Origin of the sequence: Mycobacterium szulgai, assembly GCF_002116635.1 — a bacterium.
GTDB lineage: Bacteria > Actinomycetota > Actinomycetes > Mycobacteriales > Mycobacteriaceae > Mycobacterium > Mycobacterium szulgai.
Map to the genome: position 1 here is coordinate 1 of NZ_LQPW01000010.1, position 12,880 is coordinate 12,880.

At 65.8% G+C, this 12,880-nt stretch carries 13 protein-coding genes; 6 read left to right on the plus strand and 7 right to left on the minus strand.

Annotated elements, in window-relative coordinates; genetic code table 11:
- Positions 1 to 852 (plus strand): HNH endonuclease signature motif containing protein (locus AWC27_RS02100; protein WP_139836712.1); only part of this gene is annotated, 852 nt, incomplete at its 5' end.
- A gap of 175 nt (positions 853 to 1,027) precedes the next feature.
- Here the strand turns inward: AWC27_RS02100 and AWC27_RS29830 are convergent.
- Complete coding sequence (locus tag AWC27_RS29830) at positions 1,028 to 1,420, minus strand: nuclear transport factor 2 family protein (protein ID WP_139836713.1); 393 nt, start codon at positions 1,418 to 1,420, stop codon at positions 1,028 to 1,030.
- 130 nt (positions 1,421 to 1,550) lie between these two features.
- On the opposite strand from AWC27_RS29830, the gene AWC27_RS32560 reads away from it, so the two are divergent.
- The 3 genes from AWC27_RS32560 (at position 1,551) to AWC27_RS02115 (ending at position 4,045) form a co-directional block, all read left to right on the plus strand.
- The gene (locus AWC27_RS32560) at positions 1,551 to 2,807 is read left to right on the plus strand and encodes a PE-PPE domain-containing protein (RefSeq protein ID WP_085668971.1); all 1,257 of its coding nucleotides are present in this window, start codon (positions 1,551 to 1,553) and stop codon (positions 2,805 to 2,807) included.
- Positions 2,807 to 3,742, plus strand: coding sequence for a formyltetrahydrofolate deformylase (purU, locus tag AWC27_RS02110; protein WP_139836722.1), 936 nt, complete (start codon positions 2,807 to 2,809; stop codon positions 3,740 to 3,742). Before AWC27_RS32560 ends, purU begins: the two co-directional genes overlap by 1 nt.
- 120 nt (positions 3,743 to 3,862) lie before the next feature.
- Positions 3,863 to 4,045 carry a hypothetical protein gene (locus tag AWC27_RS02115; RefSeq protein WP_085668972.1) on the plus strand — a complete coding sequence of 61 codons (183 nt, stop codon included), beginning with the start codon at positions 3,863 to 3,865 and terminating at the stop codon, positions 4,043 to 4,045.
- Between the two features lie 37 nt (positions 4,046 to 4,082).
- Here AWC27_RS02115 and coaD read toward each other — a convergent pair whose 3' ends face one another.
- The 6 genes from coaD to AWC27_RS02145 form a co-directional block, all read right to left on the minus strand.
- Positions 4,083 to 4,568 (minus strand): pantetheine-phosphate adenylyltransferase, encoded by a 486-nt coding sequence (coaD, locus tag AWC27_RS02120; protein WP_085668973.1) that lies wholly within the window; start codon positions 4,566 to 4,568, stop codon positions 4,083 to 4,085.
- Positions 4,569 to 4,590: 22 nt separating this feature from the next.
- Positions 4,591 to 5,145 (minus strand): 16S rRNA (guanine(966)-N(2))-methyltransferase RsmD, encoded by a 555-nt coding sequence (gene rsmD, locus AWC27_RS02125; protein ID WP_085669085.1) that lies wholly within the window; start codon positions 5,143 to 5,145, stop codon positions 4,591 to 4,593.
- Positions 5,142 to 8,537, minus strand: a complete 3,396-nt coding sequence (locus AWC27_RS02130) for a pyruvate carboxylase (RefSeq protein ID WP_085668974.1) — start codon at positions 8,535 to 8,537, stop codon at positions 5,142 to 5,144. The genes rsmD and AWC27_RS02130 overlap by 4 nt, the downstream gene beginning before the upstream one ends.
- Before the next feature lie 14 nt (positions 8,538 to 8,551).
- Positions 8,552 to 9,190 (minus strand): vitamin K epoxide reductase family protein, encoded by a 639-nt coding sequence (locus tag AWC27_RS02135; protein WP_139836714.1) that lies wholly within the window; start codon positions 9,188 to 9,190, stop codon positions 8,552 to 8,554.
- Between the two features lie 5 nt (positions 9,191 to 9,195).
- Positions 9,196 to 9,960 (minus strand): DsbA family protein, encoded by a 765-nt coding sequence (locus AWC27_RS02140; protein WP_085668976.1) that lies wholly within the window; start codon positions 9,958 to 9,960, stop codon positions 9,196 to 9,198.
- Between the two features lie 82 nt (positions 9,961 to 10,042).
- The gene (locus tag AWC27_RS02145) at positions 10,043 to 11,161 is read right to left on the minus strand and encodes an alpha/beta hydrolase (protein WP_085668977.1); all 1,119 of its coding nucleotides are present in this window, start codon (positions 11,159 to 11,161) and stop codon (positions 10,043 to 10,045) included.
- On the opposite strand from AWC27_RS02145, the gene AWC27_RS02150 reads away from it, so the two are divergent.
- Both AWC27_RS02150 and AWC27_RS02155 read left to right on the plus strand, forming a co-directional pair.
- Positions 11,160 to 12,002: an aldo/keto reductase gene (locus AWC27_RS02150; RefSeq protein WP_085668978.1), complete on the plus strand. Its 843-nt coding sequence runs from the start codon at positions 11,160 to 11,162 to the stop codon at positions 12,000 to 12,002. The genes AWC27_RS02145 and AWC27_RS02150 overlap by 2 nt on opposite strands.
- Positions 12,003 to 12,007: 5 nt before the next feature.
- Entirely contained in the window at positions 12,008 to 12,853 is an 846-nt protein-coding gene (locus AWC27_RS02155) for an aldo/keto reductase (RefSeq protein ID WP_085668979.1), read from the plus strand.
- The last annotated feature ends 27 nt before the right edge of the window (positions 12,854 to 12,880 follow it).

Consider the following 12,880-nt stretch of genomic DNA (forward strand, 5'->3'; position numbering starts at 1 on the left):
GGACTGGCCAAACAGCTGATGGATTGGCTACATCCCGACGGCAACTACACCGACGAGGACCGCGCCCGCAAACGCGGGCTTACCCTGGGCAAGCAGGAACACGACGGCATGTCGCGCCTGAGCGGCTATGTGGATCCCGAGCTGCGGGCCACCCTGGAAGCCGTCGAAGCCAAACTGGCCGCACCGGGGATGTGTAACCGCGACGACGAAGCCCCGGTGGTCGATGACCAGCCCTCCGCAGAAGCGGCGCGCCGCGACCTGCGCTCCAAACCCCAGCGATTCCACGACGGCCTGCTGGCCGGGCTACGGGCGCTGTTGATGTCCGGAGAGTTGGGTCAGCACAACGGCTTACCGGCCTCGATCATCGTCACCACCACACTCCAGGAACTACAAGCCGCGGCCGGGCGCGGCCTTACCGGCGGCGGCACCATCCTGCCCATGTCCGACGTCATCCGTTTGGGCCGCCAGGCCAACCATTACTTGGCGATCTTCGACGAGGGCAAGCCCCTGACGCTGTATCACACGAAGCGTCTGGCCTCGCCGGCGCAGCGGATTGTGTTGTACGCCAAGGACCGCGGCTGTTCGGCACCGGGCTGCGACATGCCCGGGTACAACTGCGAAGTGCACCACTGCACCCCCTATGCCCAGTGCCGCAGCACCGACATCGACCAGCTCACCTTCGCCTGCGGCGGACATCACCCGCTGGCCGAAAAGGGCTGGGCCACTAGGAAAAACGCCCGAGGCGACACCGAATGGATCCCGCCGCCCCACCTCGACCACGGCCAGCCCAGGACCAATACCTTCCACCACCCGGAGAAACTCTTGGTGGAAGAAGACGACGCGGCCCCGTAAGGAAGCCCGCGCGCGGCATTGCGGCGTTAACTTGCTCCGCGCGCAGCACGCAATGCCGCTCGCGCGACCGTCACGGGGTGGTTGAGGAGAGCGGCGATCCGACCGGCCCGGCTGTTTGGGGTCGCGAGCGACGCCGAGGAGCATCAACAACGCGAGGCGGTCGAAGTAGGCGCGCTCACAGACGAGATCGGGGCCGTCGAACTCGAAGATCGCTACCACCGGCAGATCGACCCAAGGGCCAGTCGGGGCCAGGCCGCGATACGGTCCCCGGTGAGTACCCTGCACGCGAGATTCCAAAATCACCCCTGTTGCCGTGGTGACATAGCGATTCCGGCTTGATGTCGATGAAGCGCATGTCCGGAAAAGCGGTGAAGAGTTCTCGGTATGCAGCGGCGACGGCATTCGGCCCATCGGCGACTTCGCCGGGCAACTCCGTTCGGGCGGAACCGGATTTGAATGTCGCAAGCGTGGCCGCGACGTCGTGCTTGTTCTCTGCTTCGAAATGCGCGAGGACGGTAGTTTCGCTTAACTGCCGAAGTTCCGCGTCAACGCTTGCTGTCCCGGTCATTTTGCTCCCCTTACTCTCGGGACGAGCGCGCCGCGGATCGTCGCCGAAGTGAGTGCAAATGACGGTGTCAAGAAAGCCCGCGCGCGACTCGGGCTGCGAGTAACCTCACAGCCACCTCGAGGAGGCGCCAGTGTCGTACGTCGTGGCAACACCCGATTTCCTGAGGACCGCTGCCCAGAGTGTGGCCGCGATGGGGTCGGCGGTCAGCGCGGCCAACGCGGCAGCGGCTAGCTCCACCACATCCTTGCTGACCGCGGCTGCCGACGAGGTGTCGACGGGCATTGCGGCCTTATTCAGCGCCCACGGCTCGGCATACCAGTCGATCAGCGCGCAAGCGGCGGACTTCCACGAGCGGTTCGTGCAGACGTTGGCGGCGACGGCGAACGCGTATCGCAGCGCCGAGCTCGCCAACGCGACCACCACGGCCGCCGCGGGCACTCGGATCACGATCCCCGGCGCGGGACCGCTTTACCAACCGAATTTCCTCACTCGGCTCCCCTACCTCGGACAGAAATTCCTTGAAGGCGGCGTCGCGGGACCGAGCACGGTGTCGATCCTGCAGGGCTATGACTTACTCAACCACGCCATCGGCCAGAACTGGTTCCCCAACACCATCGCCCAGGTGGTCAACTACCCGGCCAGCATTGGCATCTTCAGCGGAAGCCTGGCCGCTCCCGGCGCCAATGACGCCATCGCCATGGGACAGCGCGCACTCAACGACCAGATCACGAACGCCGTTGTCAACGGCAACGGATCGCCGGTGCATATCGCCGGGCTATCGCAGGGAACCATCGTCGTCAACCGCGAGTTGGCTTACCTGGCAACGGCCCCGGACGCGCCGCCCGCCCATGCGCTGCAGTTCGCCATGTTCTCCAGCCCGGAGCTCGGCTTGGCGCATATCTATCTGCCGAAAGGGGCGACGGTGCCTCTGATCGACTACACGGTGCAGCCCCTAGCGCACACCCAGTACGACGTCAGCGTGGTGTTCGGCCAGTACGACTTCTGGGGCAATCCGCCCGACCGGCCCTGGAATCTGTTGGCGGTGGCGAACTCACTGTTCGGGGCGGCCTACTACCACGACCCGGTCGCACTGTTATCACCGTCGGACATGGTGCAGCTGTCCAGTGTCACCGATCCTCTGGGAGGCACGATCACCACCTACATGCTCCCCTCAGCCACTCTGCCGATGTTGTTGCCGCTCAAGCAGATCGGTGTCGCGGCGCCGATCGTCGATCATCTCAACTCGGTATTGCAGCCGATGGTCAACGCCGGCTACTCGTCTCTGACACCTGACGCTGGGCCGTATTTTTCCGGAGGTTCATTGATCGGTTTGCCTAGCTGGTGGCAAAGCCTCGTGCCGGCTGTACAGTGGCCTGCGGAAATCTGATCAACCGGCAAAGGGGGCCGCAGGTGCCAACGCCGAATGAGCCGGACAGCTACCCGCAACGGCCGGCCGGTCCCCCGCCGCCGGCCGACATCGGTCGGCTGCTGCTTCGCTGCCATGACCGCCCGGGCATCATCGCCGCGGTGAGCACCTTCCTGAAGCAGGCCGGGGCCAACATCATCTCGCTGGACCAGCACTCCACCGCGCCGGAGGACGGAACCTTCTTGCAGCGCGCGATCTTTCATTTGCCCGGCCTGACGGCCGCGATCGACGGTCTGGAGCGCGAGTTCGCCGCCACCGTCGCCGACAAGTTCAGCATCGACTACCGGTTTACCGAAGCGGCCAAGCCCAAGCGGGTCGCCATCATGGCGTCGCGCGACGACCACTGCCTACTGGATCTGTTGTGGCGCAACCGTCGCGGCGAATTGCAGATGTCTGTGGCCATGGTGATCGCCAACCACCCTGACCTGGCCGAGCACGTGCGCCCGTTCGGTGTGCCGTTCATCCACATCCCCGCCACCCGCGACACCCGCGCCGAGGCCGAACAGCGTCAGCTCCAGTTACTCAGCGGCAATGTGGATTTGGTGGTGCTGGCCCGCTACATGCAGATACTCACACCGGAGTTCCTCAACGCCGTCGGCTGCCCGCTGATCAACATTCATCACTCGTTCTTACCCGCCTTCATCGGCGCATCCCCGTACAAGCGGGCCCGCGAGCGAGGCGTCAAACTTGTTGGCGCGACGGCACATTACGTCACCGAGGTGCTCGACGAGGGCCCGATCATCGAACAGGATGTGGTGCGGGTCAACCACACCCACACCGTTGACGACCTGGTGCGGGTCGGCGCCGATGTCGAGCGCGCGGTGCTGTCGCGCGCCGTGCTCTGGCACTGCCAGGACCGGGTTATCTTGCACGACAACCAAACCATCGTCTTCTAAAGGCGCATTCCGCGACGCCAAGGATGTCCCAAGGTTGCGCCAAGGGGCGTCTCGCAATCTTTGTGCAACGGCAACCGCCGCCCCCCAACAACGCAACCACGCGGAAAGCAAGAGGTACTAATGCACACCATCCGTATCCGTGCCTTGGCCGGGATGTCATTGCTGGCCTCGGCAATAGGTCTGGCGGCCCTTGGCGCCTCCGTCGGCACCGCCGACGCGGCACCGACCCACCAGGCTTACGGCACGTACACCTGCTACGACTACGCGACGCAAACGTTCTACCAGTGCTTTGACCCGAACTAAGTTCGTAGCGACTCGAACGGGCCTGGTCCGCTGAGGACTAGGCCCGTTTTTTCGCGATCTGCTCCCGTAGCCGCCGGTTAACCGGTTCGGGCAGCAGCTCGGATACATCACCGCCCAGCAACGCGACCTCTTTGGCCAGCGACGACGACACGAACGAATAGCGCGGCGCCGTCGCGACGAAGAAGGTGTCGACTCCGGCGACGTGCTTATTCATCTGCGCCATCTGCAGCTCGTATTCGAAATCGGTGCCGGTGCGCAGACCCTTGACGATGGCATTCATCCCGCAGGACCGGACGAAGTCAACCACCAGGCCCTGCCCGGACTCCACTCGCAGGTTGGGCAAGTGCGTCGTCGACTCGTTGATCATCGCGATGCGCTCGTCCAGGTCGAACATCCCCTTCTTGGCGGGATTCGTCAGGATCGCGACCACCACCTCGTCGAACTGTGCCGCCGCACGTTCGAAAACGTCGATGTGGCCCAACGTGACGGGGTCGAATGATCCTGGGCATACCGCGCCGCTCATAGCGATTGACCGTAGCAGGGGGTCAGCCCAGTTCGGCCAGCTCCAAACGGGTGTCGCCGTAGACGCGAGATGGCCACAGTTCCCAACCCTGCGGCCACGTCAACGGTGGGCTGTTCGCCGCCCGCTCTACCACCGCGACGGTTCCGGGGCCGGCCCAGCCGTGGGCGACCAGTGCGGCCAGGACTGCGTCGATCTCAGCGGTGCTCACGTCATAGGGCGGATCGGCCAGCACCAGATCCACCGGAGTTGGCGTCCCGGCGGCCAGGACGGTCGCCACCGCGCCGCGGCGCAGCGTCGCACCGGGCAGACCCACCGCATCGATGTTGCGCGCGATGACGGCAGCGGTGCGCTGGCCGGACTCCACGAACAACGCCGACGCCGCCCCGCGCGACAGCGCCTCCAGCCCGAGCGCGCCCGAACCGGCATAAAGGTCCAGCACCGCCAGGCCGGTCAGATCACGGCGCGCGGCAAGGACATTGAACAGCGCTTCGCGCACCCGGTCGGTGGTCGGCCTGGTCCCCCGCGGCGGGACGACGATGCGCCGGCCTCCGGCGACGCCGCCGACAATCCTGGTCAGCTCAGCACCACCAGCAGGTCGCCGCCTTCCACTGCAGCGGTACTGGAAACCGCCACCCGCGCCACGGTGCCGTCGCCGGGTGCGGTGACCGGCGCCTCCATCTTCATCGCCTCGATGGTGGCGATGGTCTGTCCGGCGCTCACCTCCTCGCCCTCGGACACGCTGACGGTGACGACGCCGGCGAACGGCGCGGCGATGTGGCCGGGGTTGCCGCGGTCGGCCTTCTCTGCGGTCGGAACGACGCTGGCGATGCTGCGGTCGCGCACCAGCACCGGTCGCAGCTGGCCGTTGATGATGCACATCACCGTGCGCATGGCTCGCTCATCCGGCTCGGAGATGGCTTCCAGCCCGATCAACAGCTCCACGCCGCGCTCCAGCTTCACCCGGTGCTCTTCGCCTTGACGCAGACCGTAGAAGAACTGGTTGGCCGACAACTGTGACGTGTCGCCGTAGGTTTCCCGGTGTTCACCGAATTCCTTTGTGGGACCGGGAAATAGCAACCGGTTCAGGGTGGCCTGACGTTTCGGCCCCGGTGCGGCCAACGCCGCCTTGTCGTCCTCGGTCAGCTCGGGCGCAGGCCGAGCCGGTGGCCGCCCGGCCAGCGCCGCGCTGCGCAGCGGCTCGGGCCACCCGCCGGGCGGGTCGCCCAACTCGCCCTGCAGGAAGCCCAGCACCGAGTCCGGGATGTCGAATCGTGCTGGTTCGGAAGCGAATTCGTCGGCGCTCAGCCCCGAACCGACCAGCGCCAGGGCGAGGTCACCGACCACCTTCGACGAGGGCGTGACCTTGATCAGCCGGCCCAATACCCGGTCGGCGCCCGCATACGCCTCTTCGATCTCCTCGAACCGGTCGCCCAGCCCCAGCGCGATCGCCTGCTGGCGCAGGTTGGACAACTGCCCCCCGGGAATCTCGTGGTGGTAGACCCGTCCCGTCGGGCCCGGCAAGCCAGACTCGAAGGGCGCGTATACCTTTCGCAACGCCTCCCAATACGGCTCAAGCGCGCACACCGACTCCAGCGACAGCCCACTGTCGTAGTCGGTGTGCGCGGCGGCGGCCACTATCGAACTCAGCGCGGGCTGGCTGGTGGTCCCCGCCATCGGGGCGGCGGCACCGTCGACCGCGTCGGCACCGGCCTGCCAGGCGGCCACATAGCTGGCCAGCTGACCGCCCGGAGTGTCATGGGTGTGCACATGCACCGGCAGGTCGAAGCGGCTGCGCAGCGCGCCGACCAGCGTGCGTGCGGCCGGAACCCGCAACAGCCCGGCCATGTCCTTGATCGCCAGCACGTGCGCGCCGGCGTCCGCGATCTGCTCGGCCAGTCGCAGGTAGTAGTCGAGGGTGTAGAGCCGCTCCGCCGGATCGGACAGGTCGCCGCTGTAGCACATCGCGACTTCGGCTATCGCAGAACCGGTTTCGCGCACCGCATCGATCGCCGGGCGCATCGAGTCCAGGTTGTTCAGCGCGTCGAAGATGCGGAAGATGTCGATTCCGGTGGCCGTCGCCTCTTCGATGAACGCTGAGGTGACCCTCACCGGATATGGCGTGTAGCCCACCGTGTTTCGCCCGCGAAGCAGCATCTGCAGGCAGATGTTGGGCATCCGTTCGCGCAGGGTGGCCAGCCGCTCCCAGGGATCCTCTTTGAGGAAACGCAGCGCCACATCGTACGTCGCGCCGCCCCAGCATTCGACCGAGAGCAGCTGGGACATCAGGCGTGCGACATACGGCGCCACCATCATCAACCCGCTGGTGCGCACCCGTGTCGCCAGCAGCGATTGGTGGGCGTCGCGGAATGTGGTGTCGGTGACGCCCACCGCCGGCGCCGCCCGCAGCCACCGCGCGAAGCCCTCCGGACCCAGCTCGACCAGCCGCTGCTTGGACCCGGCGGGCGGCGGGGCGTCCAAGTCGATGTCGGGCAGCTTGTCCTGCGGGTACACCGTCGACGGCCGGGTGCCGTGCGGTTTGTTGACGGTGACATCGGCCAGGTAGTTGAGGATCTTGGTGCCGCGGTCGGCCGAGGTTCGCGCGGTAAGCAGCTGCGGGCGCTCATCGATGAACGATGTGGTGATACGGCCGGCCTGGAAGTCGGGATCGTCCAGAACCGCTTGCAGGAAAGGGATATTCGTCGATACGCCGCGAATCCTGAACTCGGCCATCGCCCGGCGTGCCCGGTTCACCGCGGTCGAGAAGTCGCGGCCCCGGCAAGTCAGCTTGACCAGCATGGAATCGAAGTGCGCGCTGATCTCGGCGCCCAGCACAGTGCTGCCGTCCAGGCGGATACCGGCACCGCCGGGGGTGCGCAGGGCGCTGATCCGCCCCGTATCCGGCCGGAAGCCGTTGGCCGGATCCTCGGTGGTGATGCGGCACTGCAGCGCCGCGCCGTGTGGCCGGACCGCATCCTGCGTCAGGCCCAGGTCGGCCAGTGACTCCCCGGACGCGATGCGTAGCTGGCTGGAGACCAGGTCGACATCGGTGACCTCCTCGGTGACGGTGTGCTCCACCTGGATCCGGGGATTCATCTCGATGAAGACGTAGTCGCCGCTTTCGTCCAGCAGGAACTCGACCGTACCGGCGCAGCTGTAGCCGATGTGGCGGGCGAAGGCGACGGCGTCGGCGCAGATCTTGTCGCGCAATTCGGCCGGCAGGTTGGGCGCCGGCGCCAGTTCGATGACCTTCTGATGCCGTCGCTGCACGCTGCAGTCGCGCTCGTAGAGGTGGATCACGTTGCCGTGGGTGTCGGCCAGAATCTGCACCTCGATGTGGCGCGGATTGCGCACCGCCTGCTCGAGGTAGACCGTCGGATCCCCGAACGCCGACTCGGCTTCCCGGCTGGCGGCTTCGATCGCTTCCGGCAGCCCCGCACGGTCGTTGACGCGCCGCATGCCGCGTCCGCCGCCGCCGGCAACCGCCTTGACGAACAACGGGAACCCCATCCCATCGGCGTCGCGGTCGAGGACCGAAACCAACTCGTCCACCGAGGCCGACGGCGCTGACGACGTCAGCACGGGCAGGCCCGCTTCCCGGGCCGCGGCGATGGCGCGCGACTTATTTCCGGTCAGCTCAAGCACTTCGGCACTGGGCCCGACAAAGGTGATGCCCGCGCTCGCGCACGCCGCCGCCAAATCGGGGTTCTCCGACAGGAATCCGTAACCGGGGTAGACGGCGTCGGCCCCGGCCCGCCGCGCGGTGTCGACGATCTCGTCGACGGACAGGTAGGCGCGCACCGGGTGACCGAGTTCGCCGATCTGATAGGACTCGTCGGCCTTGGTCCGATGCAGCGAATTGCGGTCCTCGTGCGCGTAGACGGCCACGGTGCCGATGCCGAGTTCGTAAGCCGCACGGAAGGCCCGGATCGCGATCTCGCCGCGATTGGCCACCAGCACTTTGGAAATCACGTTGGTGGTCCCTCTCAGATGAGCGTCGACCAGTAGTTCCAAAACCGGACCATGATCATCAGGAACACCGCGGTGAACCACAGCGTGGTGATCGACCATCGCCAGCCGAAAAGCAGCCGCGCCACGCCGGCATTCCGGCGTGCCAGCACGGGACGAACCACGATGGACGCCGTCACCACCAGCAGCGTGATGGTGACGGCCCAGACCACCATGCAGTATGGGCACAAAGCGCCGATTCGATACAGGCTCTGAAAGATCAGCCAGTGCACGAACCCTGCACCAATCAGCAACCCGATCGTCAGCCCCGCCCAATACCACTGTGGCAGCGGCACTTTCGTCACCGCTAACACGCCCGTCACCACCACCACGGTGAAACCGGCGATGCCGACCACGGGGTTGGGGAAGCCCAGCAGCGACGCCTGCGGCGTCACCATCACCGAACCGCAGGACAAGATGGGGTTGACGTTGCAGGACGGCACATAAGACGAATTGAGGAGCAGCTCGATCTTCTCCACCGTCAGCGTCAACGAAGCGACCAGGCCGATCACGCCGGCAATCAGCAGCCACCACGCGCTGGGCGCGGGCACCGCGATGTCACGCGGCGCAGCCGGTGTCACACCGTCGGATGGCTCGGCGGGTTGAGCTGACACCACACTCGTCAGGATGCGTCGCCGGCTGCGAGGGCGTCAATGCCGGGCACATTGCCGACGACCTCTTTGACCTTGGCAACCAACGCGTCCGGCGTCGACCACTGATAGTCGCTGCCGTTGAACTTGATCGTCGGAGTTGCCCGGATGTTCTCAGCCCTGGCCAACCCGTCGACCATCGAGATGTACTTGCCACTGTTGATGCAGTCCGGCACCTTGCCTACCACGCCGGATTGACGTGCGATTTCAATCAGCTTCGCGTTGTCGGGGAAGCTCTTGCCGTCTTCTCTGGGCTGGATGTTGGGGTCGTACAGCGCCTCGTGGAAGCGACGGAATGCCTCCAGGGACTCGTCGGCTACGCAATAGGCCGCGGCGGCGGCCCGCGCCGAGTAGTTCTGGTTTTGCGGGCTGCTCAAGAACGCAATCATTGTGTAGTCGGCCGCAACGGCGCCGATGTCGACGAGTTTGGAAACGGTCGGCCCAAAGCTGCGCTCGAAATTGCCGCACGCCGGGCACAGGAAGTCCTCGTAGAACGAGAGCACCACTTTGGGGTTGCTGGTCCCGGGCTGGGTCACCAACTTGCCCGAGGTCACCCGGACCGCATGGCCCGGCCCGACCCCCGCACTTTGCTTCTTTTGGTGCGACGTGACGATATAGAAGACCAAGCCGACGGCGAACAGCACGATGATCGCCGTGCCACCGATCTGCAGCAGCCGGCCGAACTTGCCGTCGGGCGACTTCAGGTCGATCCGCGGGGGTTTCTTTTTGTCGGCCACAGGTTCGCTGATCCTCACATGTCTTCGGTCGGGCTGCTTGTTGCCAGGGCGCCTCTAGCGTACCGGCGGTTCCATCCCCAGCTCAGGCCCGGCTCAGGTGCGCACGCAGCGCCGAAATCAGCTCTTTCGTCCCGGCGGCGCAGCCGCCACCCAGCTGAAACAGATTAACGAAGCCATGCGCCAGCGAGCCCATGCTGCGCAGGTCCACCGGGGTACCCGCGGCTCGCAACGCCGCCGCGTAGTCCGCGCCCTCGTCGCGCAGCGGGTCGAAACCGGCGACCGCGATGAGTGCCGGCGCCAGTCCGGACAGCGACTGTGCCCGCGCCGGGGACACTCGGGGATCTGCCCGGTCGACTCCGGAACCCCGCAGGTATTGCGATTCAAACCAATCGATGTCGCGCTTGGTGAGCAGGAAGCCGCGCGCGAACAGGCTCAGTGACCGCGTCTTGGCGGTGTGGTCGGTGCGCGGGTAGATCAGCCACTGCAGCACCGGGGTGGGGCCACCGCCGTCGCGCGCCAGTTGAGCCACCACGGCGGCCAGGTTGCCGCCCGCGCTGTCGCCGCCGACGGCGACCTGTCCGGGGATGGCGCCGAGTTCTTCGGCGTGTTCGCAGGCCCAGTTGAACGCCGCGAAGGCGTCCTCGGCCGCGGCCGGAGCGGGATGCTCGGGAGCCAGCCGGTAGTCGACGGACAGCACGTGTACGCCCGCGTCCCGGCTGGTCAGCCGGCACACCGCGTCGTGGGTGTCCAGGTCGCCGATCGTGAAGCCACCGCCGTGGTAAAAGACCAGCAGCGGCGCCGGCGCGTCGCCGGGCGGCCGGTAGTGCCGGGCGCGCAGCTCACCGGCCGGCCCCGGCAGCGTTAACTCTTTCACCTCGACATGAATCTGCGGACCGGGCATGTCCAGCATGCTTTGCAACATCAACGACCGGGAGGCGGCCGGGTCGTCCTCGACAACCAGCCCGTCGATCCCGAAGGTCCGCTGCGCCGAGAGCATCAATTGCAGGGTTGGATCGAGTGTGTTGCCGTCGATGACCACCGAACGTCCGCCCGTGAGCAACCGCTTGGCACGTGCGGGAATCCACGGAATGACCTTGATCCCGACGCTGGTGGCGGTGTTCTGCATGCGCGTCGTCCACCGCAGCGATTCGTGGCTTACCCCCGGCTGCAGATCCGGCGAGCCTGGCAGACTCTTGGTCATGGGCTGCTCCCTAGAACAAAGCTCTGTGACGCTGAACGACGGCAACTCGATCCCCGCCGTGGGGCTCGGTGTCTTCAAGATCGAGCCGGCAGACACCGAACAGGCGGTGGGTGCCGCGCTGCGCGCCGGTTATCGGCATATCGACACCGCGGCGGCCTACCGCAATGAACGTGAGACCGGGCGCGCGATCGCCGATTCCGACGTGCCCCGCGACCAACTGTACGTGGTGACCAAGCTGGCCAATCCCGACCAGGGCTACGACAGCACGCTCAAGGCGTTCGACGCCAGCATGGAGCGTCTCGGGCTGGATTATCTCGACCTTTATCTGATTCATTGGCCCCAGCCGCTGCTCAACAAGTTCGTGGACACTTTCAAGGCATTTGCCCACCTCCGCGATCAGGGCCGAATCCGCTCTATTGGCGTCAGCAATTTCGAGCCCGAGCACCTCATGGTCCTGATCGATGCCACCGGCATCGTCCCCGCGGTCAACCAGATCGAGCTGCATCCGCAGCTGCCGCAGACCGAATTGCGCAAAGTGCATGCTCAAACTGGTATCGCGACCGAGGCATGGTCGCCCTTGGGCCGCGGAACGCTGCTGACTCATCCGACGGTGACGGCCGTCGCGGAAGGCTGTGGGCGGACACCGGCCCAGGTGTTGATTAGGTGGCATATACAACTGGGTAATATCGTGATCCCCAAGTCGGTGAACCCAATCCGGATTGCGAGCAACTTCGACGTGTTCGACTTCGAACTCAGCGCCAATGAAATGGCATCGATCTCGTCGCTCGATGACGGAACACGGCTTGGCCCCAATCCGAGAACGTTCACTTCAAACAGGTAGGTGAAATGATGTCGGGCGCCCCCAGCCCCTCGATCCCTTCGATCACGCTCAACGACGAGAACACGATGCCGGTACTTGGCCTCGGCGTCGCGGAATTGTCAGAGGAAGAGACCGAACGCGCGGTCTCGGCGGCACTGGAAATCGGTTGCCGGCTGATCGACACCGCCGCCGTCTACGGAAACGAAGCCGCCGTGGGGCGCGCTATCGCGGCCTCGGGCATTCCGCGCGCCGAGCTGTTCGTCACCACCAAGCTGGCAACCGCAGAGCATGGTTTCAGCGTCTCCCAGGAAGCCTGTAAGGCCAGCCTTGACCGGCTCGGCCTGGATTACGTGGACCTGTACCTGATCCACTGGCCGGCTCCGACCGTCGGCAAGTATGTGGACGCGTTCGGCGGGATGATCCAGTCGCGCGGCGAAGGACATGCCCGCTCGATCGGGGTGTCCAACTTCACCGAAGAGCATCTTGAGATGGTCATCGACCTCACGTTCGTCACGCCGGCGGTCAACCAGATCGAATTGCACCCGCTGCTCAACCAGGACGAGCTGCGCAAGGCAAATGCCCAGCACAACGTCGTCACGCAGTCCTACACCCCGCTGGCGCTCGGCCGGCTGATGGACAACCCGACGGTGACCTCGGTCGCCGGCGAATACGGGAAGACACCCGCACAGGTGCTGCTGCGCTGGAACCTGCAACTGGGCAACGCGGTCGTATTCCGATCCGCCAAGGCCGAACGCATCGCCAGCAACCTCGACGTGTTCGATTTCGAATTGGCCGCCGAGCACATGGACGCAATCAACGGCCTCAACGACGGCACCCGGATCCGCGAGGACCCGCTGACCTACGCCGGCTAGCGACTTCTCTCGGCGAGTGTGAACCGT